Raw genomic sequence first — 24,080 nt, forward strand, 5'->3', positions numbered from 1 at the left:
ACGATCGGCGCCATGCCTCGCGGACCCGCCCTGGGCGCCCCCGCACTCTCCGAACCCCTCAGCCGGGAGCGGCACCGGATCCTGCACACCGTCCATGACCGGCTCGAGGACGTGGCGAAGACCGCCCTCGCGGTGATGCGCACGGAGATCCCGTCGTACGCGCTGCAGGACGAGCGGTTCTTCGACGACGTACGGGACCAGGTCCTCACGCACTACCGGATGCAGCTGGCGGCGCTGGCCGGCGACCGGGACATCGCCCCCGAAGACCTGGTCTTCAGCCGCGCGGCAGCCATGCGCAGAGCACGCGCGGGGTTCGCCCTCGAGGACTGGATCAGTGCCTTCCGGGTCGGCCGGCAGGTGTTGTGGGACGCGCTGTTGGACTGCGCGGGCACGTCCGCCGAGGCACAGCAGGCCGCGCTGTCCCTCGTCACACCGCTGATGCGGTACGTCGACTACGCCAGCACCCATGCCGCGCAGGCCTATGTCGAGTACCAGCAGCACGTGGTCGCCGACGCGGACCGGGAGCGCCGGGATCTCCTGGACCAGCTCCTGGCCGGCGCGGCACCGACGCGCGGTCCGCTGCTCGCCGCGGCGCAGGCGTACGGCATCGGGCCGCACTCGCCGATGATGGCGGTCGTGGCGGTGTGCGTCGGCGACACCCGCACCGGCGACCTCACCTCGGCCGAGCACGGCTACGCGACCAGCGCGTCCATCGGCGTCGCCGGGCCCTGGGCCGGCCGAACCCTGGTCGTCGTACGCCACGGCGAGGTGGTGGCCGTGCCCGTGGTCCGCACCGGCATGGACGCGGAGGACATCTGTGCCCACTTCGAGGCGGTGCAGCGGCGGCTCACGCGGGAGGGAACCATGCTCTCCATGGGCATCAGCACGGTCGCCGAGGGCGCCGGCGAACTGCCGCGCGCCTACGAGGAGGCACGGGCCGCCCTCGACCTGGTGCCGAGCGGGGGCGGGGTGGCGGCGCTCCCGCGCCTGTCTCCCTTCGAGTATCTGGCACTGCGCGCCGACGACCTCGCCCGCCAGCTGGTCGATCCCCGCGTGCGTGCACTGCTGGAGGAGGACCGCAGACGTGGCGACACGCTGGCGGTGACCATACAGGCCTTCGCGGAGGCCGACCTCAACCTGCGGCTGGCCGCCGACCGGCTGCGGGTGCACCACAACACGGCGCACTACCGGTTGCGCCGGATCGAGGAACGCACCGGGCGCAATCCGCGCCGTATCGCCGACCTCCTGGAACTGCTGGTCGCCCTCGCCATCCGCGACGGGGCCGGGGAAGGTGGGATTCACCAGTGAGCGGCATCGTGGAGTCCGCCGGGACCGAGGTGGCACGTCAGCTGCCGGACGAGCGGGAGGGCATGGGCCTGCCGGAGACACCCACCGGGCAGAACCGAACGGTCCGGAGTGCGCTTCTGGACGCCGCGCTGGAGGTGTTCACCGAGCGCGGGTACACCGACGCCGGGCTCACCGAGATCGCGACGCGCTCCGGCATCCCGGTGGGCAGCCTCTTCCAGCACTACGGCGGAAAGCGAGGGCTTTACCTCGCCCTTTGGGAGGAGTTCCGGGAGGAACAGGAGCGCCGGACCGCGGCCACGCTGACCGCCGAACGCAACCGTGGCGTGGACGACCCCATCGCCCTCTTCGTGGCGGGAGCCAGGGCCTACCTGGAGGGGGTCTGGGACAACCGACGGCTCGGCATGCTCCTCGTGGAGGACGACGCCCCGGCCGGCTTCGACGCGCTGCGCCGCCAGTGGGACCGTGCATGGGTACGGCGCAACGCCCGGCTCCTGGAGGTGGATGAGAAGAGACGTGCCGGCCGGGTCCGGGTGAGAGTGATCACCACCGTGATCGGCGGGGCGGCACGCGAGCTGGGCGACTGCGGGGACGAGACGGAGGCCCGGGAGATCGTGGACGAGGTGTGCGGCATCCTGATCCATCTGTCGGCACCGCCCAGCTGAAACGCCCGGCGCATGGCGGGCCAGAGCAACAAGGTGTACGAGCCGCCAGGTACCCGTACCAGGTAGGCCGGTTTCGACTGGCTCGAGCCCGATCCGATCGAAGACATGCGGCCCGCCGACGTCGACGCCGAGGTTTCGAGCCGGCGGCTCACCGCCCCGGCGTCGAATCCGACGATGTCCGCACTGGACACCGATGCCGGCTCCTCGCCTGAACGGGAGCGCGTCACCGAGGAGCCGGCCGCCGTCGATCACCATCGTCTCGCCGGTGATCCAGCTCGCGGCGTCCGAGACGAGAAAGGCGACCGCCGAGGCGATGTCGGCAGGCTCCCCGATGCGCCCGAGTGCCGTCGCGGCGGATACGGCCTGCTCGTGGTCCCTGCACAGAGCCTCGGCCAGCTTTGTGCGCACCACACCCGGTGCCACCGCATTGACACGCATCTTGGGCGAGAGTCCCAGGGCCGGTTGCTTCGTGAGGTGGATCAGTGCGGCCTTCGACGCGTTGTACAACCGATGTTCGCCTCGAAGGCCATGCCTCCGACCGACGCGCCGGCATCAGCTCCAGCGCCCGCTCGGCCGCGCCGATGGCCCGCATGCAGTGGTGGATACGACCGGGCCCGAGCCGGGGCTCGGTCATGGCGAAGGCCGAGGCCATCGTCCCGTCGAGCAGGGGCTTGAGGTACTTCTCCTTGTGCTCGTCGCTGCCGAACAGCGTGAGCACCTCCATGTTGCCGGTGTCGGGAGCGTTGCAGTTGCACGCTTCCGGGGCGATGTGACTGCGCCCCATGATCTCCGCCAGCGGCGCGTACTCGAGGTTCGTCAGACCGGGGCCCCACTCCGGGTGCGGGTGGAACAGATTCCACAGTCCGCGCCTCCGGGCCTCCGCCTTGAGTTCCTCGATGATCGGCGGGTGGAAGTGCGGGCCCGGCGGTACCGGGTGCTGTGAGGCAGGCGGTCCAGCCGCCGGATCAGCGGTGACCGGGGAACCGAAGGGCGTTGGCCCAGAGCCGGGTGACCGTGGACACGAGCTCCTCGAAGTCCACAGGCGCGCCTTCTTCTTGCCGTTCGCCGAGCACGAAGGCGTTGTAGGCCATGACGCTGACCATGCCCGACAGCGCGCGGGAGGCCATCATCGGATCGACCTCACGGTCGGCGACACCTCGCGCCTGCAGGTCGGCGATGCCGCGGGCATTGCGGCGGATGAACGCGTCGGCGCGCCGGCTTCGGAACTCGCGGAACTCCGGTTCCACTTGTGCGACCTGCTCGAGCAGGCCCATCAGCTTCGCGTTCCGTTTGTATGCCTCGAGATAGGCGCGATTGCTCGCCTCGAGTACCGCATAGGGGTCGTCGGAACCCTGCACCCGGCCCATTCCGGGGTGCATCATGTCCTCCTGCGCCTCCAGGAGGACGGCGGCAAGCACCTCTTCCTTGTTGGCGAAGTAGGTGTAAAAGGATCCCGCCGCGCATTGGGCCTCTTTGGTGATGTCGGTCAGGCGGGTGTCGAGGTAGCCGTCCCGTTCGAACACCTTCCGCGCGGCTTTCACCAAAGCGGCCCGTGTCCGCGCTCCGCGCTTCGTCGGAGGTGGCTCACGAAGGTGCGAGAGGGGCGCCATGGGCGGTGCCTTCTCGCCGTCGATCTCCTCGGGCGCAGTAGTGTCCATCCAGGGAACTGTACTTGAATCCGACATCACCATCACGAACCCGCAAGGCGGGACGCTCAGTGGCGGCGGGCGGCACCGTCGCTGGGCGCCGTGTCGCGGGTGAGAGCGGTACGGTCGATGACCGCTTGAGGATCTTCCCGGTCGGGCCCTTGGGCAGCGCGTCGACGAACCGGACGATGCGCGGGATCTTGTAGGCGGACAGCCGCTCCCGTACCCAGCTCGACACCTCGGCGGCACCGGGCTCCGAACCGGGCCGGGCGGCGATGAGCGCGGCGACCTCCTCGCCGTAGTGCTCGTCGGGAACGCCGATCACGGCTGCCGCGACGATGTCCGGCTGCTCGTACAGAACTTCCCCGACCTCGCCGAGGTAGACGTTGTAACGCGGATGATCAGGTCCTTGATGCGGTCGACGATGCGAAGGTCACCGTCCGTGTCGGTTTCACCGAGGTCGCCGGTCCGGAACCGGCCGTCGAGATGGCCGCGGCGGTGTCCGCGGGGCGGTTCCAGTAGCCGCGCATCACTGTGGGTCCCTTGATGTGGACCTCGCCGACGGTACCCGGCGGGCACTTCTTGCCGTCCGTCGTCACGCACCCGAACCTGCAGCCGAAGGACTGCCCTGCCGCTGTACCCGGTCTTGCCGCCGCGGTCGATGTCGTCGAAGGTGCCGAACGCGGTGGTCTCGGTGAGCCCTTGCCCTTCGAGGATGGTGCAGCCGAAGCGGGCCTCGAAAGCCCGGGCGATCTCCCCGGAAAGCGACGCGCCGCCGGAGACGGCGACACGGAGCCCGGCGAAGTCCGCCGGGTTCGCATCACCCGCCGCGTGAGCACCGCGTTCCACATGGTCGGCACGCCGGCCATGATGGTGAGCCGGTCACGGCGCAGCATGTCCAGCATCGACGCCGGGTCGAATCGGGCCGGCAACGACATCGAGCCACCGACGGCCAAGGTCGCCATCATGACGGATGCCTGGCCGAACACGTGGAACGGCATCAAGTCCTCGGGCGGTGTGGCCGGATGACCGACCTCACTGCGCCCGGTCGGTCGATCGTCAGGCGGTGATCCCGAAGTGTTCGGCGAGTTGGCGGCGGGTGTCGGCGGCGCTGGTGTGCAGTACGCCCCCGATTCCGATCCGCGCCGCTCCGTCGAGGTTCTGCTGCAGATCGTCGATCATGACTGCCTCCTCGGGGTCGATGCCGAGGCGTTCACATGCGATCGCCTAGATCCGCCGGGAGGGCTTGCGGATCCCGACCTCGGCGGAGATGACGACCACATCCGCGACAGCGGCGAGGTCGACGCCGTCGTAGGTTCCGGTACCGAACGAATTGGACACGAGTGCAACGGGACGGCCGGCTGCTCGGAGATCACCGAGCAGCGCGAGCATGTCCTGGTCGATCGACATTCCTGCCTGCATCCGGGCCGTGAGCCCCTCGGCCGATACCTCCGCGCCGTGGACGCGGAGACGTTCGGCGAATCCTCGCTCGAAGGCTTCGGCGTCGATGCGGCCGCACTCGTGGTCGGCCAGGAGGGTGCGTGATGGCTGGTCCCGGGCGAGGAGGTCCAGCGGCAGGCGCGGGTCGCCGCCGAGCGAGGCGCCGAAGTCGGTGAAAGCCCGCAACACACTGGAGGTGATGACACCGCCGAAGTCCACCAGAACCGCGGTTCGGGTCTTTCCCACCGCGTTCGACAAGGTATCCACGCTCAGGCGACCTCGAACAGTCCGGCTGCGCCCATTCCGCCTCCGACACACATGGAGATCACTACATACCGGACACCCCGGCGCTTGCCCTCGATGAGGGCGTGCCCCACCAGCCGGGCACCCGTCATTCCGTACGGATGACCGACCGAGATGGCGCCGCCATTGACGTTGAACCGCTCCGGGTCGATGTGCAGTTCGTCCCGGCAGTACAGCGCCTGGGAAGCGAACGCCTCGTTGAGTTCCCACAGGCCGATGTCGTCGATGGTGAGGTTGTGCTGCTTCAGCAGTTTCGGCACGGCGAACACCGGACCGATGCCCATCTCGTCAGGCCCGCAACCGGCGACGGTCATACCCCGGTAGACACCCAGCGGTTGCAGTCCGCGGCGCTCGGCCTCCCTCGACTCCATCAACACGGACGCCGAAGCCCCGTCCGACAACTGCGAGGAGTTGCCTGCCGTGACGCTGGAACGCGCGCTCACCTGACCGTCCGGCAGCACCGGCGCCAACCCGGCCAGGCCCTCGAGCGTCGTCGACGCCCGGTTGCCCTCGTCCCGGGTCAGGGTCACGGCCTCGTCCCGCACAGCCCCGGACTGCTTGTCCAGGACCTTCCTGACGCTGTCGAGCGCGACGATCTCCTGGTCGAACCGGCCGGCCTCCTGTGCCGCCGCGGTGCGCTGCTGTGACACCAGCGCGAACTCGTCCTGGCGTTCCCGGCTCACGCCGTAGCGTTCGGCGACGATCTCCGCCGTGTGCAGCATCGGCATGTAGATGCTCGGCCTGTGCTCTACCAGCCAGGGATCCGTCATGCGGTGGGTGTTCATGTGGTCGTTCTGCACCAGGGAGATCGACTCGACGCCGCCGCCGACAGCGACCTGCATGCCGTCGGCGACTATCTGCTTGGCGGCCGTCGCAATGGCCATCAGGCCCGAGGAGCACTGCCGGTCGATCGACATCCCCGACACGGCGTCCGGAAGTCCGGCACGAAGAACGGCCTGACGCGCGACATTGACACCTGAGGACCCCTGCTGCACAGCGCAGCCGAAGATCACATCCTCGACCTCACCTCCCTCGAGCCCGGCGCGCTGTACCGCGTGCGAAAGGGCATGGGCGGCAAGTTCCTGCGCCTGGGTGTCATTGAACGCGCCGCGGTAAGCCTTTCCGATCGGCGTCCGTGCCGTCGAAACGATGACTGCTTCCCTCATGTCGCCTCACTGCTTCCTTTTGGTTCGGTTCGTCCGTGAGCTTCGGGCCCGGAAATCCGGGCTCCGTGGGCCGGGGTCGATGTCGGTGGGCGGTGCCTGACGCCAACTGGGGTGCGATGAGGGCTCGTTGACCGCCTCCTCGGGTGACCGATGACAACGAGCCATGGCCGCAGCGGTGACGGGAGTCGGCCTCCCGACCGGTTATAGTTGAATTCGGCGTCAGGTTCAACCAGGGGCCTTGACAGTCCACTCCCCCAGGTGAAGGCTACCGACCAGTTGGTATGGGGAGGTGGATCGTGATCCAACTGAGCATCCCCACGGATGCGGGCGTGTTCGACGCGATCGCGGCGGGTCCGCCCGAGGGCCGCCCGGTGCTGTTGCTGCACGGCTTCCCGCAGACGGGGCTGGTGTGGCAACGGCAGATCGAGGCGTTGGCGGCGTACGGCTACCGGGTGGTGGCACCCGACCAGCGTGGGTACTCCCGCGGCGCCCGCCCCCAGCGACCCGAGGACTATCGCATCGGCCTTCTCGTCGACGACGTGGTCGCGATCAGCGAGGAACTGGGCTGGGCGGCGTTCGATCTGGTCGGCCATGACTGGGGAGGCGCGGTGGCCTGGTGGACCGCGCACGCCCACCCCGGCCGCGTACGCACCCTGACGGTTGTCTCGACCCCGCACCCCGGCGCTCTGGCCACTACCCTGCGCACCGACCAGGACCAGCGCAAACGCTCTCACTACATGCTCGACTGGCGCGAAACACCCGCGACCGAGGAGCGCATGCTCGCCGACGACGCCCAAGAGGTTCGCGGCTTCTTCGCCGGAAAGGTCCCGCAGGACAGTGCCGAGGCCTACGTACGGCACCTGTCCCAGCCGGGCGCTCTCACCGCGGCGCTGAACTGGTACCGGGCCGGCCGCCCCGACGGTGCGATCGGCGTCATCGACGTGCCCACGCTGTACGTCTGGAGCACGGGGGACAGCGCGTTCGGCCCGACAGCCGCACAGGAGACCGGGCGGTGGGTCAACGGGCCGTACCGGTTCGAGACCCTCCAGGGCGTCAGCCACTGGATCCCCGAGGAGGCGCCCGAAACGCTGAGCCGCCTGCTGCTGGAACACCTGCGAGCGCACGGCGAGTACTGAACCGGCAGCGAATACTCCGTTCGTCGACTTCCGAAGAGGTGACCCCATGAAGGCAGCGCGCGCGGCCTGGCGCCGTCTCGAGCCCGTACACGGCATGATCTACTTCGTCCCCGAGGCAAGGCGACGGTACGCAGACCTCGGCCTGAGCGGACGCGCCGGGTACTTCACGTCCCGGAGCGCCGCGTTCGGCCGAGCATCCGCCGAGCTGGTCATCTCGACCTTCTACAACTTCAACCCCGATGTCGTACGACAGGCGGTCGACGGAGCCTGGGACGCAACGACGCCGCAGCAGGTGTTGGACGCGCGGTACGCCGCGGCGTGCGAAGCCCTGCGGCGGGCGGGAATCCACGAGTTGCCCACCTTGCACGAAGTCCTGGCGCTGACCCGCCGGGCCGCCGAGGCGGCTTGCGAACATGCGCAGGGCCGCCCGCTGTTCGCCGCTCATGCCGCACTGCCTTGGCCGGAGGAGCCGGTACTGCAGCTGTGGCATGCCCAGACACTGCTCCGGGAGTTCCGTGGAGACGGCCATGTCGCGTGCCTGCTGAGCGAGGGCGTCGGGGGCTTGGAGGCCCTGGTTCTGCACGCCGCGACCGGTGAGGTCGATGCTGAAGTTCACCATGAAGTTGGTGGTGGCCGGAATGCCCGGCGCGGCGGGTTGGGGGCGGCGCCCGTGGCGCGGGGCGGCAGGATCTGCGTCACCCAGGGTGGCGTAGGCGAGAAGGGCCAGACGGTCGGTGCGGTCCTCGATGTGCCGGCGCAGGAGTACGCCTTCCGCAGTGGAGGGCCGCGAAGGCAGGTGCCGAGCAGTGGCACTCGGCGATGCTGCCGCACGCGGGCAGCGCCTTCGTGCTGGCCAACTACATGAAGATGCTCCCCCACGAGCTGACCGAGGCCGCTTCGAGCCCCTGGCGTGGATGAGCGGTACGGCCGTGCGGTACACGATCCCGGCGGGCGTGCCGGGTCCGTCCTTGTCATGGTAGGTCCGCTGTCGCGGACACGGCCATCCCGCAGGGCATGGCCACCAGTTCCAGCAGAGCGCCACCGCGATCTCGGCCACCTTGCCGTCCAACATCCAGGTGACTGTCCCCCTACCGCCTGGTCCTCGCCCCCAGCCTCTATCTGATCGACGACGCGGGCGCCGCGAACCTCACGTCCTTCGCCGAGTGCGGCGGCACGCTGGCGGTCGGCTTCCACAGCGGCGCGGTGGACGACAACTGCCACGTCCGGCTCGGCGGTTACCCCGGGGGCTTCCGGGAGACCCTCGGTGTGCGGACGGACGAGCTGTTCCCCCTGCTCCCCGGCGAGACCCGGCAGCTCACGGGCCAGGTCCCCCAGGACGCCACCGCCACCCTGTGGTCCGAACGCATCCGGCTCACGAGCGCCGAGGCCATCGCGTCCTACGCCGACGGACCACTGGCCGGCGTGCCGGCCGTGACGAGGAACGCCCACGGCACCGGCACCGCCTGGTACCTGGCCACCCGCCCCGATCCGGCCACGCTGGGAGTGCTGTTGGCCCGTATCCGCGACGAGGCCGGAGTCCGTCCCGTTCTCGCCACCGCACCGGACGGCATCGAGGCCGTTCGCCGCAGCGGGACCGACGCGGACTACCTGTTCCTGATCGACCACTCCGGAGCCGGCGGCGAGCTCCCGGCCCACGGCGTGGAACTCCTCACCGGCAAGTCCGTCCACGGATCGGTCACCGTGCCCGCCAGGGGCGTTGCCGTGGTGCGGGAGACGCGCTGAATGTGGTCGCCCCGGGCGGTACAAGACCGGGGCCGCCGCTGGCACGGCACCGGAACCGCCCAGGTCCGCGCTCTGACTTGGGCGGTGGCCAAGGGCGTCGCGGTCAGAGTATGTGCCGCAAACAAGTAGTCCTTGGGCGACGGCGCCAAGGGGCCGCGCGTTCATGACAAGACCGCCGTCCAGCCGGCCCTCAGGATCGTCTTCCGCTCCGATTTCGCCCAACCGGCGGCGGTGAGAGCAGGCCTGCCACTGCCGAGCGGTGGGTGTGGACACCCGGCACGCGGCCCGACAGCCGGTCCGCGACCGAGATCAGGCGACCGTCGGCGCGGTAGGAGTAGGCGCGGCCTGGTACGGGTTTCAGGAAGCAGACGTGGAGGCCACGCTTACACTCCGGCCCTGAACTATGTTGTCCCACCACATGTGCGCCTGACCTGGGGATTCCTACGGTGTTCCGACACCTACCCGTCCCCACCGCACACGAGGAAGTGGCGCACATGGCCTCCGCAGCATCCGCTCCCCCGACGCCGGCAACTCCCGCCAGCCTCAAGCGCATCGTCACCGCCAGCCTCATCGGCACCACCATCGAGTGGTACGACTTCTTCCTCTACGGCTCCGCCGCCGCCCTCATCTTCAACAAGCTGTTCTTTCCGGATTCCGACCCGCTCGTCGGCACGCTGCTGTCCTTTCTGACGTACGCCGTCGGGTTCGCCGCGCGGCCGCTCGGGGCGTTGGTCTTCGGGCACTACGGGGACCGGCTCGGGCGCAAGAAGCTGCTGGTGCTGAGTCTGCTGCTGATGGGTGGGGCGACCTTCGCGATCGGGTTGCTGCCCACGCACGCGACCATCGGGACCGCCGCGCCGGTGCTGTTGACGCTGCTGCGTCTGGTGCAGGGTTTCGCGCTCGGTGGTGAGTGGGGCGGGGCCGTGCTGCTGGTGTCCGAGCACGGGGATGCCCGGCGGCGTGGGTTCTGGGCCTCGTGGCCGCAGACCGGGGCGCCGGCGGGGCAGTTGCTCGCGACCGGTGTGCTGTCGCTGCTCACCGCCGTGCTGTCGGACGCCGCTTTCGGCAGCTGGGGCTGGCGGATCCCGTTCCTGCTCTCCGGTGTGCTGGTGATCGTCGGTTTGTGGATTCGTCTGTCTGTCGATGAATCACCCGTGTTCCGGCAGGCGTTGGCACAGGCCGCGGCCCGCAGGGCGACGCAGGCGGCCGACGCCGAGAAGCTGCCGCTCGTGGCCGTGCTGCGCCACCACTGGCGGGACGTGCTGGTCGCGATGGGGGCGCGCATGGCGGAGAACATCTCCTACTACGTCATCACCGCGTTCATCCTCGTGTACGCGACGACCTCGGCCGGTGTCTCCAAGCAGACCGCCCTCAACGCCGTCCTCATCGCCTCGGCCGTGCACTTCGCGGTGATCCCGGCCTGGGGCGCGCTGTCCGACCGGATCGGACGGCGTCCCGTGTACCTGTTGGGCGCGGTGGGCGTCGGCCTGTGGATGTTCCCCTTCTTCTCGCTCGTCGACACGGGCGGCTTCGGCAGCCTGGTCCTCGCCGTGACCGTCGGCCTGGTGCTGCACGGGGCGATGTACGCGCCCCAGGCGGCCTTCTTCTCCGAGATGTTCGCGACCCGGATGCGCTACTCCGGGGCCTCCATCGGCGCTCAGTTCGCCTCGGTCGCAGCGGGCGCACCGGCGCCGCTCATCGCCACCGCGCTGCTGGCCGACTACGACAGTTCCACCCCGATCGCCCTGTACGTGATCGCCGCGGCCCTGCTGACGGTCGTCGCCGTGGGCGTGGCCAAGGAGACCCGCCACCGCGACCTGGCCGGGATCGACGCCACGGCCGACGCGGAGCCCACGAAGGCCGCGGCTGCGGACGCGCGCGTCGTCTGATCCGCTCCTGCCGGAGCGCGTCGACCCCGCGTACGCCCTCCCGGCGTACGCGGGGTCAGTGCGCCAGGGGCGCCGACAACTTGTGCAGTCTCAGGGCCAGTTGGATTTCGAGGGCACGAGCGGGGCTGTGCCAGTCCTCGCCCAGGAGGCGGCCGACGCGCTCGAGGCGCTGGGCCACCGTGTTGACGTGGACGTGGAGTTCGTCCTTGGTGCGGGCCGGGCTCATACCGCAGGCGAAGTACGCGTCGAGGGTGCGTACCAGATCGGTGCCGCGCCGTTCGTCGTAGGCGACGACCTGACCGATGGTGCGGTCCACGAACCCCGCGACGTCCCGGTCGCCGGCGAGCAGCAGTCCCAGGAAGCCGAAGTCCTCGGCGGCGGCTCCGTCGCCGGAGCGGCCCAGCAGTCTGAGGGCGTCCAGGCAGCGGCGGCCCTCCTCGTATCCGGCGACGACCGCGTCCGGTCGGGCGGTGAGGTCGCGGACCGGTGCGGAGGCGCCGACGGTGACCGCCTCGTGGACGGCGGTGCCGAGGTGGCGGGCGGTGCGGCGGGCCAGCTCGGTCGCGGTGTCGCCGGGTGCGAGGGGCAGCAGCAGGACGGTGCCGCCGTCGCGGGCGGCGGCCAGGCCGTGCCGGGTGGCGGCGAGGTGGGAGGCGGCGGACCACAGGCGCCGGCGGGCCGCCGCTTCCTGGTCGGCGTCGGCAGCGGCGGCGTCCAGGCGCGCGGCGAGGACGACATGGGTGGCGTCGAGGTCGGCGTGCAGCCGGGAGGCGCGCTCGCGCAGCAGGCGCGGGTCGCGGTCACGGGCGTCGAGGAGGTCGTCCAACAGCTCGCCGCGGACGCGCTGTTCGGCCTCGGCGGCGGAGCGCCGGGCGAGGAGCAGCAGCGAGGTGACCATCGCGGCGCGTTCCAGGGTGCGTTGGTCGACGGGGTCGAGGCCGGGGTGGCCGCGCAGGACGAGTGCACCGAGCAGTTCACCGCCGGCGGCGACGGCGGCGATCCACTCGTCCTCGTGCTGTACGGCGTGTCCTTCGGCGCGGGAGGCCTCCAGGGCGCTGCCGGGTGCGGCCTCGGTGAACTCCACGGTGCCGTCGAGGACTTGGGACACGGCGGCGGCCACGTCCTGCACCCCGCCGCCACGCAGGACCAGCTCGGCGAGCCGGTCGTGGACGTCGGAGGCCCGTTCGATGACCGCGCTGCGGTCCCGGATGATCTCGTTGGCGCGTTCCAGGCCGGCCAGGGCCGAGCGGGTCTCGGTGAGCAGGTTGGCGGTGTCGATGGCGGCCGCGGCCAGCGCGGCGAAGGAGCCGAGCAGCGCGATCTGCTCCCGCTCGAAGACCCGCGCGCGGCGGTCGGCGGCGAACAGCACCCCGATGACGTTCGCCCCCAGCGTCAGGGGCACCCCGAGGATTGCCACCAGGCCCTCGTCGCGCACGCCCGCGTCGATGGCCGCCGTGTGCCGGAAGCGGTCGTCGCGGAAGTAGTCGTCGGTGACGTACGGGCGGGCCGTCTGCGCGACCAGGCCGCCGAGCCCCTCCCCCATCCCGAGGCGCAGTTGCTGGAAGCGGGCGGCGACCGAGCCCTCGGTGACCCGCATGTAGGTGTCGCCCCTGACCGGGTCGTTGAGGCTGAGGTAGGCGACGTCCGTGGAGAGCAGCGAGCGGGCCCGCTGCACGATCGCCTGCAGGACGGCGTCCACGTCGCGCAGGCCCGCCAGGTCGTGGGCGGTCTCGAACAGCGCCGACAGCTCGGCCTCCCGCCGACGGCGGCCCTCCAGCTCCGCGCGCACCCTGAGCGCGAGCAGCTTGGCGTGTTCGAGCGCCGCGATCCGCTCGGCGGGCCGTCCCTCGGCGCGCGCGAGCAGCACCGGCCGCTCGTACGCCTCGGCCGCGGCGCCACGGGCGAGCAGGTCGAGGAACGGCGCCTCGGCGCTCTCCGGAGCGCCCGCGGGCGTCTCGACATCGCTGACGGAGCGCTCGATCGGCTCCACGTGATCGCGGGACATGCTCACAGGATTCCTCATGCCCGGGCCGGCCCGTCAGGCCTGTGGAAAACTCCGGATCCGCCGGCCGCCGGGCCGCTCAGTGCGCCGTCCAGCCGCCGTCGAGGACGAGCGAGGTGCCGGTGACGAAGGACGCCTGCGGGCCGCACAGGTACGCGACGGCTTCGGCGACCTCCTCCGGTTCGATGAGCCGCTTGACGGCGCTGTCCCGCAGGAGCACCTCGGCCAGCACACGCTCCTCGGGCAGGCCGTGCGCCCGTGCCTGGTCGGTGAGCTGTTTCTCCACCAAGGGGGTGCGCACGTAGGCGGGGTTCACGCAGTTCGACGTGACGCCGTGGGACGCGCCTTCGAGGGCGGCGGTCTTGGACAGGCCCTCCAGGCCGTGCTTGGCGGCCACGTACGCCGACTTGTAGGGCGAGGCGCGCAGGCCGTGGACCGAGGAGACGTTGACGATACGGCCCCACCCCTGCCCGTACATGTGCGGCAGGGCGCCTCGGATGAGCCGGAACGGCGCCTCCAGCATCACGGTGAGCACCGTGTGGAAGACGTCGGGCGGGAACTCCTCCAGGGGCCGTACGAGTTGCAGTCCGGCGTTGTTGACGAGGACGTCGGTTCCGGCGGCGGCGAGTTCGGCGGCGTCCAGGTCCGTGAGGTCCAGGACGTGCGGCTCGACGGCACCCGGCAGGCCGGCGGCGCTCTCGGCGAGCGCCTCCAGGCCCGTGGCGTCCCGGTCGACCGCCCGGACCTTGGCCCCGGCGACCGCCAGCCGCAGCGCGCAGGCGCGGCCGATGCCGCCGGCGGCGCCGGTGACGAGGGCGGTGCGACCGCCGAGGTCGAGCGAGGGGGCGTGGGGACCAGGGGCGGCGGGGGGCGTGGTCATGTTCCGACCCTAGGCAGCGTCCAATCCCCGCCCCATATGGTCCCACCCCATACTTCAGCCGGTACTCGTGGTGTCGAACCATGTGGGCTGGTCCGACAGTGCCTGCTTGATCCGGAAGAGCGCGAACTCGTTCAGCTCCGGCAGGGCGTCGACCTCGAACCACCCCACGTCCAGCGACTCGTCGTCGTTGACGCGCGCCTCACCGCCCACGGCCCGGCAGCGGAAGGTGACATCCATGTACTGGCAGACGTCACCGTTGCCGTACGTGACCGGGTCCAATGCCTGGACGAGGACGACCCGCTCGACCACGCAGCGGACCGCGGTCTCCTCGTAGACCTCCCGCACGGCACAGACCGCCGGCTGCTCCCCCGGGTCGGGGATGCCTCCGATCACCGCCCACTTGCGGGTGTCGGTGCGGCGGCCCAGCAGCAGGCGGCCGTCGTCGTCGAACACGACGGCGGTGACACCGGGCAGCCACAGGAGTTGGTTGCCGGCAGATGCCCGGAGCGTACGGATGAAGTCAGGAGTAGCCATGGACCGACCCTAACGGGCCGGTCCTGTGACGCCGGGCGAGTTCAGGGGGCGGCCGACGGGCGTACCGCTACACGCCACCGGCGCGCCGCCCGCGCACCCCCACGCCGATCGCCCAGCCCACACCGCCCGCGGCGACGAGCAGCAGGGCGATCTCGGGGAGGATTCCCAGCCGCGTGGCGGGCGTCTCCGAGGAGCGCAGCGGCACCTTCTGGACCAGGGAGTCCGCCACGAACATGCCGGTCTTCTGGGTGATCTTCCCGTCCGGCATGATGATCGCGCTGACCCCGCTGGTCACGGGCACCGTGACGGTCCGGCTGTGCTCGACGGCGCGGACGCGCGACATGGCGAGCTGCTGGTAGGTCATCTCGCTGCGGTCGAAGGTGGCGTTGTTGCTGGGCACGGAGATCAGCTGGGCGCCGTGGGTGACGGTGTCGCGCACGGCCCAGTCGAAGGCCGCCTCGTAGCAGGTGGCGAGGCCGACCTCGGTGCCGTCGATGTCGAACACGCCCGGCTTGCTGCCCCGGCTGAAGTCCTGGCGGACCATCGAGGTCCAGTTCTCGTTGATGGCGCCGATGAGCGAGCGCAACGGGAGGTACTCGCCGAACGGCTGGACCTGACGCTTGTCGTACGTCTGGGTGGCGCCCTTGTCCGGGTCCCACAGGATCTGCTCGTTGTAGAGCTTGCCGTCGCGCTCGACGACCCCGCCGACGGAGATGGGCGCGCCGACCGCCTCGGCCGCCTGCTCGATGACGGCGGCCGCGTCCGGGTTGGCGAAGGGGTCGATGTCGGAGGAGTTCTCGGGCCACAGCACGAAGTCGGGCCGGGGCACCTTGCCCGCCTTGATCTCGGCGGCCAGTCGCTGCGTCTCGCGCGCGTGGTAGTCGAGGACGGCCCGGCGCTGGGAGTTGAAGTCCAGGCCGAGGCGGGGGACGTTGCCCTGGATGACGGCGACCGTCGCGGTGCCGTTCTCCGCCTTGTCGCTCACCAGCGGGCGTGCGGCCACGGCCGCCACGACCGGGACGGCCAGGCTGAGCAGGGCCACGGCGGCGGCCGACCGCCGCACCTCACGCGTGCGCCGCCAGTCCAGACCCACACGGACGACCTCGTACAGGCCGAAACCGCAAAGGACGACCGCGAAGCCGAGGACGGGGGTGCCGCCCACCGCGGCGAGGGGCAGGAAGACGCCGTCCGCCTGGCCGAAGGCGATCTTGCCCCAGGGGAACCCACGGAAGGGCACACGCGCGCGTGCCGCCTCTCCGGCGATCCAGACCGCTGCCGCCCACACCGGCCAGGCCGGCAGCTTCGACACCGCGGCGACGCCGACGCCGACCAGCGCGACGAAGACCGCCTCGATGACCACCAGGGCGAGCCAGGGACCAGGGCCCACCTCGACACCCGTCCACACCAGCAGCGGCAGCAGGAAACCCAGGCCGAAGAGGTAGCCGAGACCGAGGGCCGCCTTCCAGCCGCGACCGCGCAGCACCCAGCCGAAGACGGCGAAGGCCGGCAGGGCCAGCCACCACAGGGTGCGCGGCGGGAAGCTGACGTAGAGCAGGACTCCGGAGAGTGCCGCTGCGGCGGCCGGGACGAGACGCAGGAGGCGCGCGCCGCGCGGCGGCGCGGTCGAGGGCTGCTGCTGGTCCTGCCGGTCCACGGAAGTTGCGGTGACGGTCACTCCGGGAGTGTACGGCGGGTGTCCTTTTGGCCGACAGCACGGTCCGCAGGGCGGTCCGCTGCCTGTGGCCTGCGCAACCCGGTACGACTCATCCACAAACCGCCCATCAGCCGTTACGGTGTGCCAGAGCTCCTGTCGCGTGGGGTGGCCGGAGCATGTCACGGTCGGGGGGCGACCGGATTCGGGGGGACGGGGTGGGCTCCACGGGGATGACGTCCGCGGCCGGTCAGGACGCGGACGGGGAAAGACGAATCGTTTCTGACGCGACCGGCGTGGTCGTGCTCGGGGCCTGCGCCACCTGGTCCCTGATCACCGCGACCGCGCACGGCGGACGCCCCGAGGGCGTCCTGCTCGCGGTGCTGGCCGTGGCCGCCGGATACGCGGCCGGACGGATCTGCGGAGTGCTGCTGCCCGTCGCCGCGCCCTGTGCGGCGGCGCTGGCCGGGCTCACCCTGACGGTCGCCCTGCCCCGTTTCGGTCCGGGGCCCGAGATCGCCGCACCTCTCGGCCACGCGGGTGCCACCGCCGCCGTGCTGACCCTGTCGGCCGGTGCCGCGTGCTGCGCCGCCTGGGCCACTCCGGTGCCCGTCCTGCGGCTCGCGCTGCACGGGCTGGCCGGTGGCACAGCGGTGGCCGGGGCCGCCGTGGGCTCGACCACGGCCGTGGTCACCTGCTGCGCCGTACTGCTGTGCTCCCTGGCCGCCGGCCGTGTGCGCCACCGGGGGCCGGGCCTCGTGGGACTGGGCCTGGCGGCGGCCGTCACGACGGGCCTGACCTGGGCGGTCGCCGGAAACGCGCTGCCCGGCGGACTTGCCGCGTCGCTGGAGGACCAGCTGACACCCCGCCGGGTCGGTCTGTGGCGCGACGCTCTGAACCTGGCGCACGACGCCCCCGGCCTGGGCGTGGGCCCGGGGCGTTTCGGAGAGCTCAGCGCCACGGCCGCGCAGTCCACCCTGTCCGACGGCAAGCCGCACTCCGCCCCGCTGCAGATGGCGGCGGAACAGGGCGTCGTCGGTGTGCTGCTCCTCACCGCGGCCTTCTGCTGGGTGCTGTTCGCCCTGTGGTGTGCCCCGCGGCCGACGCCGGTCGTGCTCACGGCGGGTGCCGCGCTCACCGGGCTGGCCGCCGTCGCCGCGGTCGGCAACGCGCTGAGCTTCACCACGGTGTCGGTCGGCACGGGCCTGCTGGCAGGTCTGGCCACGGCCCGCCCGCTTGCCCTGGAGCCGGTGGCGGCCGAGACGCCGACGAGGTTCGAGGGGGGACGTGCGCCCGCCTGACGGCCGCCCGGCCGCCCGAGGTCAGTGCGCCGCGCCGGGCGTGCCCTGCCGCAGCCGGTCCCTGATGACCCGTACGGCGGCCTCGGCGTCGTCCACGGTGATCGTGAACGTGTGTCCGTCCCAGAGCCGCAGCACCAGGCCCTCGCCGCGCCGTACCACGACGGCGGTGCCCTTCTCGGGTCGCCAGCGGTAGCCCCAGCCGCCCCAGTGGCGCGGGGTGACATGCGGCTCGAAGTCGGCACCGGCGACATGGGACAGCGGGATACGACGGCGCGGCAGGCCGATGTGGCCGCAGCGGATTTCCACGCACTCCTTGTCGAGCTTCAGGTCGACGTGGACGAAGGCCAGGGTGCCGAAGAGGACCAGCAGTCCGGCGGCGATGCAGCCGACGACGGACATGACCAGCGGCGCGACACCGGACGTCCACGCGGAGTCGACCGCCAGTTCGATGCCGAGCGCCATGCAGGCGGCACCGATGAGCGCGAGCAGCCACTGGAAGCGGTTGGTGGCGCGTCCGTGCCAGACGTCGGGATACGGGGCGTTCTCGTCGCGGGGGTGGTGGTCCCTCATATTGATGAGGTTACTCAGGTTTCGCTCCGCCGGTACCGGGTCGCGGAGGGTGACTGCGCCGGCCGGCCGACAGGCGCACGGGGGTGCCCGGTCGTCGGCCGGCGGTCACGGGGCGGGGCTGACCGCCTGGAGGAGCCGGCCTTCCGCGTAGGCGAGGGCGGGCGCCGGAAGCACGCCCTCCCGGCCGCTGAGCAGAACTGTCACTGTGCCGGGGTCCGAGGCCTCGGGCTCGGGCCGGGCTCCGATGCGGCGCAGGGCCTGCGCGGCCACCGCACCGGCCGAGCCGTGCAGGACGAGCGGCGGGCGACCGGGGCGCTGCACGGCGGCGCGGATGCGTTCGGCGACGAGCTCGTAGTGAGTGCAGCCCAGGACGACGGTCGTCACATCCTCGGGGGTCAACGCGGCGGCCGCGGCGACGGCGGCGTCGATCGCCGCCTCGTCGGCATGCTCCACGGCCTCGGCCAGGCCCCAGCAGGGCACCTCGGCAACGGTGACGCCGTCGGCGAAGTCCTCGATGAGTCCCCGCTGGTAGGGGCTGCCGGTGGTGGCGGGCGTGGCCCAGATCGCGACGGGGCCGCCGCCGGCCGCGGCCGGCTTGATAGCGGGGACGGTGCCGATCACCGGGATGTCCGGTTCGAGGCGGGCGCGCAGGGTCGACAAAGCGTGCACGGTGGCCGTGTTGCAGCCGACGATGAGAGCGTCCGGGCGGTGGGCGGCGGCGGCCTCCGCGACGGCCACCGCACGCGTGGTGAGGTCCTCCGGAGTGCGCGGTCCCCAGGGCATGCCGTCGGGGTCCAGGGACAGCACGAGATCGGCGTCGGGGCGCAGGCGCCGTACCGCGGCGGTGGCCGCCAGCAGCCCGATTCCGGAGTCCATGAGCGCGATCTTCACCCGGCCACGATAGACGATGCGCTCTTGCGGCCCGGCCGGGTGGGGCAGACTGCGCGCGTGAGCGCCATCGTGTGGACCGCCGCCGTATCCCTCGCCGCCTGGCTGTGGCTGTTGCTCTGTCAGGGCTTCTTCTGGCGCACGGACGTCCGGCTGCCGCCGCGCCGCGAACCCGGGGAGTGGCCGTCGGTCTGTGTCGTCGTCCCCGCGCGCGACGAGGCCTCGGTGCTGCCCGCGAGCCTGCCGTCGCTGCTCGCGCAGGACTATCCGGGGCGGGCGGAGGTGTTCCTCGTCGACGACGGCAGCTCCGACGGCACCGGGGAGCTGGCCCGTGAGCTGGCGCGGCGGCACGGCGGACTGCCGTTGACCGTGGGCTCGCCGGGCGAGCCGCCGGCGGGCTGGACGGGGAAGCTGTGGGCGGTGCGGCACGGCATCGGCCTGGCACGCGCGCGCGCCCCCGAGTACCTCCTCCTGACGGACGCCGACATCGCGCACGCCCCGGACAGCCTGCGGCAGCTGGTGGCGGCTGCGCGCACCGGCGGCTTCGACGTGGTCTCCCAGATGGCGCGGCTGCGGGCGGAGAGCCTGTGGGAGCGGCTGATCGTGCCGGCCTTCGTCTATTTCTTCGCGCAGCTGTACCCGTTCCGCCGGATCGGCCGACCGGGGGCGCGGACGGCGGCTGCGGCGGGAGGCTGTGTGCTGCTGCGCACGGATGCGGCCGAGCGGGCCCGGATCCCGGACGCCGTCCGGCACGCCGTCATCGACGACGTGGCACTCGCGCGCGCGGTGAAGAAAAGCGGCGGGCGCATCTGGCTCGGGCTGGCCGACCGGGTGGACAGTGTGCGCCCGTACCCCAGGCTGCACGACCTGTGGCGGATGGTCTCGCGCAGCGCCTACGCCCAGCTGCGGCACAGTCCGCTGGTGCTGGTCGGCACGGTGCTGGGCCTCGCCCTGGTGTACCTGGTGCCGCCCTTCGCCCTCCTCGCCGGGCTCCTCCTGGGCGATGTGACCGCGGCGGCGCTCGGCGGCCTCGCGTGGCTGGTGATGACGGGAACGTACGTCCCCATGCTCCGTTACTACCGACGGCCGCCGTGGCTCGCTCCGCTGCTGCCGTTCACCGCGTTCCTCTATCTGCTGATGACGGTGGATTCGGCGGTGCAGCACTACCGGGGGCGTGGCGCGGCCTGGAAGGGCCGCACCTACGCACGTCCGGACGCGGTGGCCGACGAGGGCTGAGCCCTGCCCAGAAGACCTATTTGCGGCCGGGCGTCCAGTTCATGCCCCAGCCGTAGGCGTGGTCGACGGTGCGCTGGGGGCTGACGCCGCGTTCGGGCACGAGGTAGCGGGCCTCGCGCTGGACGACGAGGTCGCCGCCGGTGTTGGTGATCAGCGCCAGCGCGCACACGGTCGAGGGGACCGTGCACTCGTCCAGGGAGAAGTCGACGGGGGCACCGTGCTGGGGCTGCAGCGTGACCGTGGCGTGCAGGTCGGCGAAGGAGCGGGCGCCTTCGTAGATGGTCACGAAGACGAGGATGCGCCGGAAGTCGTCCTTGTGGTCGAGGTTGATGGTGAGGTTCTCACCACTGGCCGCAGCGCCGGTGCGGTCGTCGCCGTCGAGGTGGATGTACGGCGGCTGGTGCAGGGCGCCGTAGGCGTTGCCGAGGGACTGGACGACTCCCTTGCGGCCGTCGGCCAGTTCGAACAGGGCGCACAGGTCGAGGTCGAGGTCGTTGTGCAGTGCCACCGCGCGTCCGCGCTTGCTGCCCCAGCCCGAGAACTGCTTGCGCACCTCCCAGTTGAGGTTCACTCGCATCGTGCCCGCGGTGCCGCCCTGCTTGGTCAGCGACACCGACGGGGCGGCCTTGGTGAGCGTCACCTTGGTCAGGCGGACGGGTGCGGCGGGCGGGGCCGACGGCGGGGGCGGGGTGTGGTGGACGGGCGGGGGCACGGTGGCGGGCCTCGTCGGAGGGGGCGGCGGTGATGCGGTGGCGGCGGTCACCGGGGGCGCCGTGTGCTGTGGTTCGTCCACGGTGATGCCGAAGTCCGTGGCCAGGCCCTCCAGACCGCTGTCGTAGCCCTGGCCGACGGCGCGGAACTTCCAGGCACCCTGGCGGCGGTAGAACTCCCCCAGCACGAACGCCGTCTCGACGGTCGCACCGGTGCTGTCGAACCGGGCCACCACGGTGTTCTGCGCCACGTCCCGCACCTCCACGCAGAGGTCCGGCACCTGCCCGAACGCGCCACCGTCGGCCGAGGCGGCCAGGACGACGGTCTCGATCGCGGGCTCCACGCGCGCGAGGTCGACGAGGAGGGTGTCGGTGACCCGGCCACCCGCGTCCCGCTTGCCCTCGTGGCGGACCGCTCCGGAGGCGTGCTCCGCCTGGTTGTAGAAGACGAAGTCGGCGTCGGAACGGACCTTTCCGCCGACCAGGAGCAGCGCGGAGGCGTCCGCGTCGGGCACACCCGGCCCGGAACGCCAGCCCACCTCGACCCTGAGCGCCGTCGTCGGCACCGGAGCGTTGGACCCCTTCGACATTGACATGTCCGCCCCCATCACCTGTCTGCGGGCCAGGCCCCGCGCCCCGGCACCCCTCGGATTGTCTACCCCTTCAACCTATTCGTCCGGACAACGAACTCCCATCCGCAGCACAGGAACACGAATCGCCGACTGGCGGGTAACCCGCCCGGAACTCGGCCTTTACATGATGCGCACCGAGATTGCCGCCCCTTTTTCCCGAGTTCGCTCGCATTGGGGAGCCAGCGTCACCGCCGACACGGAAAACAACCCTCTTATCGGTCTCCCCAACCAGCACATCGTGGGCTTAACTTATGTGCCATGACCTCCCCCCGCTCCACCTATGGTGGCGGCTACTACTCCGCCTCCTTCCCGGACACTCCGATCTACGACTCGCTCGTGGCCGAGCGGGGTACCCCGCAGATCGCCCCGATCCGGGTCCCCGCCGCCTACGACACGGGCGGCAGCAGCCTGCCCGCGTTGCCGTCGGCGCTGCCCGCCCTCCCGGCGGCCCCCTCCCAGCCCGCCTACGGCTATCCGCAGGCGCAGCAGCCCGCTCCGCTGCAGCAGGCGCCGGCGGCCTACATCCCGCCGCAGGCCACCGCGCCGCGCGGCTACCCCGGCCCGCAGGCCCAGCAGCAGCCGCAACGCCCCGCCGCGCCCGGCATGGGCTACGAGGCCATGCGCCCTGCGGCTCCCCGGCCCGCCTCTCAGCAGTACCAGGACCCGTACAACAACCAGCAGTACCGCGGCTACTGAGCCGACCCGGGAGTTGTCCGTGCCACCTGGCAGGATGACTCCATGGGGAATGCGGAACTGCTGTCGATTCACCTTCATCCGGTCAAGGCGTTCCGGGGCCAGTCGCCCAGGGAGGCCGTCGTGGAGCCCTGGGGGCCGGCCGGAGACCGACGCTGGGCGCTGATCGACGACGGGGGAAAGGTCGTCACGCAACGCCAGCAACCGCGCCTCGCGCTGGCCGCTGCCGAACTCCTGCCCGGCGGCGGCCTTCGCCTGTCCGCTCCCGGCCTGGAGCCGCTGGTCGTCTCCGTGCCGGAGCCGGTGGGGACGGTCTCGCTGGAGATGTTCCGCGACAAGGTGGAGGGGATTCTCGCGGACGAGGCCGCGCACGCCTGGTGCAGCGCGTATCTCGGCGCCGATGTGCGCCTGGTGCACATGGACGATCCCGCGACACGCCGACCCGTCGACCCCGAGTACGCGCTGCCCGGGGAAACCGTCTCGTTCGCGGACGGCTATCCGCTGCTGCTCACCACCACCGCGTCCCTCGACGCCCTGAACTCCCTCATCGCGCAAGGTGAGCACGCCGCCGAGGGTCCGCTGCCGATGAACCGCTTCCGGCCCAACGTGGTCGTGACAGGTACCGAGCCGTGGGCCGAGGACGGCTGGTCGCGCCTCACCATCGGCGAGGTCGCCTTCCGTGTCGCCAAGAACTGCGGGCGGTGCGTCGTGACGACGACCGACCAGGCCACCGCGGGCCGCGGCAAGGAACCCCTGTACACCCTGGGCCGGCATCGCCGCCTCGGCGGCAAGCTGGTCTTCGGACAGAACCTGGTGCCGCTGTCCCGCGGCACGATCCGGGTCGGCGATCCGGTCGACATCGTCGAGTGAGTCCGGCCGCGATCCCCTGATCCCACGGCTGTGGGAACCTCCGCCCGCCCCTGGACCGTTGTGCTTGGGTGAGAAGTTCATGAGAGGTCCCGGTCGCAGGTGATTTCGCTCTCTCTTCGACCGGGCCCGCACATGAACGGCTCCACGGGGGGTTATCACGGAGCGGGAAGGGGGTGCGGGACGGTGCGAGCGATCGGTGGACTCTGGCGCTGGCGGCACAACCCGCTGCGCCGTACGACGGATCTGATCGAGGCCTGGGTCGCCCTGTCGGCGCTGCTCCTGATCCTCCTCGTCGCGCCCGTCGTGGGCGCTCTCGTCGGCGCCGTCGCCCAGGACGCGTTGCAGCAGTCGGTCCGCGACCAGCGCGCGTCCCGCCACCAGGTCACGGCCACCGTGGTGCGGAAGCTGGAGGGTTCACTGCTGGAGGCGGACCCCGAGAGCGCTTCCGGGCGGGACGCCCGCATCCGGGTGACGGCCGACTGGACCGCCCCGGACGGCACCGCGCACCACGGCGCGGTGGTGGCCGACCTCGACACCCCGCAGCGGGGCGACCACTTCGCGATATGGACGGACACGCACGGCCGTCCGGTGGCCCGCCCGCTGGACCCCGCCACGGCGACGACACACGCCGTCCTCGCCGGATTCGGGGCGGCCCTGCTCACCGCCGGCCTCGTCGAGGGCAGCCGACGAGTGATCCTCTGGCGCATGGTCCGCCGCCGGTACGCCCGTTGGGACCAGGCCTGGGACCGCGCGGGCCCGGACTGGGGCCGCACGGGCACCGGCAGCTGACGGCGTTTCGTCTCTGGTCAACCCACCGCCC

General features: G+C 71.5%; 24 protein-coding genes and 3 pseudogenes. 11 read left to right on the forward strand and 16 right to left on the reverse strand.

What is annotated here, in order from left to right:
- Positions 1–12: 12 nt before the first annotated feature.
- The gene (locus IE263_RS40620) at positions 13–1,308 is read left to right on the forward strand and encodes a PucR family transcriptional regulator (RefSeq protein WP_189943128.1); all 1,296 of its coding nucleotides are present in this window, start codon (positions 13–15) and stop codon (positions 1,306–1,308) included.
- On the forward strand, positions 1,305–1,970 hold the full coding sequence (locus tag IE263_RS40625) for a TetR/AcrR family transcriptional regulator (RefSeq protein ID WP_229911437.1): 666 nt from the start codon (positions 1,305–1,307) through the stop codon (positions 1,968–1,970). Before IE263_RS40620 ends, IE263_RS40625 begins: the two co-directional genes overlap by 4 nt.
- 297 nt (positions 1,971–2,267) lie before the next feature.
- On the opposite strand, the pseudogene IE263_RS49105 reads toward IE263_RS40625, so the two are convergent.
- The 9 genes and pseudogenes from IE263_RS49105 to IE263_RS40655 form a co-directional block, all read right to left on the reverse strand.
- Positions 2,268–2,477: pseudogene (locus IE263_RS49105) on the reverse strand (SDR family oxidoreductase); the annotation flags it as partial.
- Positions 2,478–2,586: 109 nt separating this feature from the next.
- Positions 2,587–2,877: pseudogene (locus IE263_RS40635) on the reverse strand (acyl-CoA dehydrogenase family protein); the annotation flags it as partial.
- Between the two features lie 58 nt (positions 2,878–2,935).
- The gene (locus IE263_RS40640; RefSeq protein WP_189943129.1) at positions 2,936–3,628 is read right to left on the reverse strand and encodes a TetR/AcrR family transcriptional regulator; all 693 of its coding nucleotides are present in this window, start codon (positions 3,626–3,628) and stop codon (positions 2,936–2,938) included.
- Entirely contained in the window at positions 3,555–3,941 is a 387-nt protein-coding gene (locus tag IE263_RS49110) for an AMP-binding enzyme (RefSeq protein ID WP_229911438.1), read from the reverse strand. Before IE263_RS49110 ends, IE263_RS40640 begins: the two co-directional genes overlap by 74 nt.
- Entirely contained in the window at positions 3,938–4,465 is a 528-nt protein-coding gene (locus IE263_RS50210) for an AMP-binding protein (RefSeq protein WP_373312262.1), read from the reverse strand. Before IE263_RS50210 ends, IE263_RS49110 begins: the two co-directional genes overlap by 4 nt.
- Positions 4,466–4,503: 38 nt before the next feature.
- Positions 4,504–4,617, reverse strand: a pseudogene (locus IE263_RS50215) (hypothetical protein); the annotation flags it as partial.
- Positions 4,618–4,675: 58 nt separating this feature from the next.
- Positions 4,676–4,798, reverse strand: a complete 123-nt coding sequence (locus tag IE263_RS49640) for a hypothetical protein (RefSeq protein ID WP_268256121.1) — start codon at positions 4,796–4,798, stop codon at positions 4,676–4,678.
- 45 nt (positions 4,799–4,843) lie between these two features.
- Positions 4,844–5,302: an HAD family hydrolase gene (locus IE263_RS40650; RefSeq protein WP_229911440.1), complete on the reverse strand. Its 459-nt coding sequence runs from the start codon at positions 5,300–5,302 to the stop codon at positions 4,844–4,846.
- 23 nt (positions 5,303–5,325) lie between these two features.
- On the reverse strand, positions 5,326–6,525 hold the full coding sequence (locus tag IE263_RS40655) for an acetyl-CoA C-acyltransferase (RefSeq protein WP_189943130.1): 1,200 nt from the start codon (positions 6,523–6,525) through the stop codon (positions 5,326–5,328).
- 296 nt (positions 6,526–6,821) lie between these two features.
- On the opposite strand from IE263_RS40655, the gene IE263_RS40660 reads away from it, so the two are divergent.
- The 4 genes from IE263_RS40660 to IE263_RS40675 all read left to right on the forward strand — a co-directional run bounded on the left by IE263_RS40660 (position 6,822) and on the right by IE263_RS40675 (position 11,293).
- The gene (locus tag IE263_RS40660) at positions 6,822–7,661 is read left to right on the forward strand and encodes an alpha/beta fold hydrolase (protein ID WP_308430813.1); all 840 of its coding nucleotides are present in this window, start codon (positions 6,822–6,824) and stop codon (positions 7,659–7,661) included.
- Positions 7,662–7,707: 46 nt separating this feature from the next.
- Positions 7,708–8,526, forward strand: coding sequence for an SCO6745 family protein (locus tag IE263_RS40665; RefSeq protein ID WP_189943131.1), 819 nt, complete (start codon positions 7,708–7,710; stop codon positions 8,524–8,526).
- Between the two features lie 257 nt (positions 8,527–8,783).
- Positions 8,784–9,404, forward strand: coding sequence for a beta-galactosidase (locus IE263_RS40670; protein WP_373312264.1), 621 nt, complete (start codon positions 8,784–8,786; stop codon positions 9,402–9,404).
- Between the two features lie 494 nt (positions 9,405–9,898).
- Complete coding sequence (locus IE263_RS40675) at positions 9,899–11,293, forward strand: MFS transporter (RefSeq protein WP_189943132.1); 1,395 nt, start codon at positions 9,899–9,901, stop codon at positions 11,291–11,293.
- A gap of 55 nt (positions 11,294–11,348) precedes the next feature.
- Here the strand turns inward: IE263_RS40675 and IE263_RS40680 are convergent, their stop codons facing one another.
- The 4 genes from IE263_RS40680 to lnt form a co-directional block, all read right to left on the reverse strand.
- Complete coding sequence (locus IE263_RS40680) at positions 11,349–13,298, reverse strand: helix-turn-helix domain-containing protein (protein WP_189943133.1); 1,950 nt, start codon at positions 13,296–13,298, stop codon at positions 11,349–11,351.
- A gap of 76 nt (positions 13,299–13,374) precedes the next feature.
- Complete coding sequence (locus IE263_RS40685) at positions 13,375–14,175, reverse strand: 3-hydroxybutyrate dehydrogenase (RefSeq protein WP_189943134.1); 801 nt, start codon at positions 14,173–14,175, stop codon at positions 13,375–13,377.
- 54 nt (positions 14,176–14,229) lie between these two features.
- Positions 14,230–14,709, reverse strand: coding sequence for an NUDIX hydrolase (locus tag IE263_RS40690; protein WP_189943135.1), 480 nt, complete (start codon positions 14,707–14,709; stop codon positions 14,230–14,232).
- A 67-nt stretch (positions 14,710–14,776) separates the two neighbouring features.
- Positions 14,777–16,384, reverse strand: a complete 1,608-nt coding sequence (gene lnt, locus IE263_RS40695; RefSeq protein ID WP_189943136.1) for an apolipoprotein N-acyltransferase — start codon at positions 16,382–16,384, stop codon at positions 14,777–14,779.
- A gap of 209 nt (positions 16,385–16,593) precedes the next feature.
- Here lnt and IE263_RS40700 point away from each other — a divergent pair, with 209 nt between their 5' ends.
- Positions 16,594–17,661, forward strand: a complete 1,068-nt coding sequence (locus IE263_RS40700) for an O-antigen ligase family protein (RefSeq protein ID WP_189943137.1) — start codon at positions 16,594–16,596, stop codon at positions 17,659–17,661.
- Between the two features lie 21 nt (positions 17,662–17,682).
- On the opposite strand, the gene IE263_RS40705 is transcribed toward IE263_RS40700, so the two are convergent.
- Together IE263_RS40705 and IE263_RS40710 are read right to left on the reverse strand one after the other, a co-directional pair.
- Positions 17,683–18,231 (reverse strand): hypothetical protein, encoded by a 549-nt coding sequence (locus tag IE263_RS40705; protein WP_189943138.1) that lies wholly within the window; start codon positions 18,229–18,231, stop codon positions 17,683–17,685.
- A 105-nt stretch (positions 18,232–18,336) separates the two neighbouring features.
- Entirely contained in the window at positions 18,337–19,122 is a 786-nt protein-coding gene (locus tag IE263_RS40710) for a glutamate racemase (protein WP_189943139.1), read from the reverse strand.
- 39 nt (positions 19,123–19,161) lie between these two features.
- Here IE263_RS40710 and IE263_RS40715 point away from each other — a divergent pair, with 39 nt between their 5' ends.
- The gene (locus IE263_RS40715) at positions 19,162–20,355 is read left to right on the forward strand and encodes a glycosyltransferase (RefSeq protein ID WP_189943140.1); all 1,194 of its coding nucleotides are present in this window, start codon (positions 19,162–19,164) and stop codon (positions 20,353–20,355) included.
- Positions 20,356–20,371: 16 nt separating this feature from the next.
- Here the strand turns inward: IE263_RS40715 and IE263_RS40720 are convergent, their stop codons facing one another.
- Positions 20,372–21,655, reverse strand: a complete 1,284-nt coding sequence (locus IE263_RS40720) for a TerD family protein (protein WP_189943173.1) — start codon at positions 21,653–21,655, stop codon at positions 20,372–20,374.
- A 300-nt stretch (positions 21,656–21,955) separates the two neighbouring features.
- Here IE263_RS40720 and IE263_RS40725 point away from each other — a divergent pair, with 300 nt between their 5' ends.
- The 3 genes from IE263_RS40725 to IE263_RS40735 all read left to right on the forward strand — a co-directional run bounded on the left by IE263_RS40725 (position 21,956) and on the right by IE263_RS40735 (position 24,049).
- The gene (locus tag IE263_RS40725) at positions 21,956–22,393 is read left to right on the forward strand and encodes a DUF6643 family protein (protein ID WP_189943141.1); all 438 of its coding nucleotides are present in this window, start codon (positions 21,956–21,958) and stop codon (positions 22,391–22,393) included.
- A 42-nt stretch (positions 22,394–22,435) separates the two neighbouring features.
- Positions 22,436–23,260 carry an MOSC domain-containing protein gene (locus IE263_RS40730; RefSeq protein ID WP_189943142.1) on the forward strand — a complete coding sequence of 275 codons (825 nt, stop codon included), beginning with the start codon at positions 22,436–22,438 and terminating at the stop codon, positions 23,258–23,260.
- A 183-nt stretch (positions 23,261–23,443) separates the two neighbouring features.
- Positions 23,444–24,049 (forward strand): Rv1733c family protein, encoded by a 606-nt coding sequence (locus IE263_RS40735; RefSeq protein WP_189943143.1) that lies wholly within the window; start codon positions 23,444–23,446, stop codon positions 24,047–24,049.
- Positions 24,050–24,080 lie beyond the last annotated feature (31 nt).

Origin of the sequence: Streptomyces aurantiogriseus (genome assembly GCF_014649375.1) — a bacterium.
In the GTDB taxonomy this organism is placed as follows: domain Bacteria; phylum Actinomycetota; class Actinomycetes; order Streptomycetales; family Streptomycetaceae; genus Streptomyces; species Streptomyces aurantiogriseus.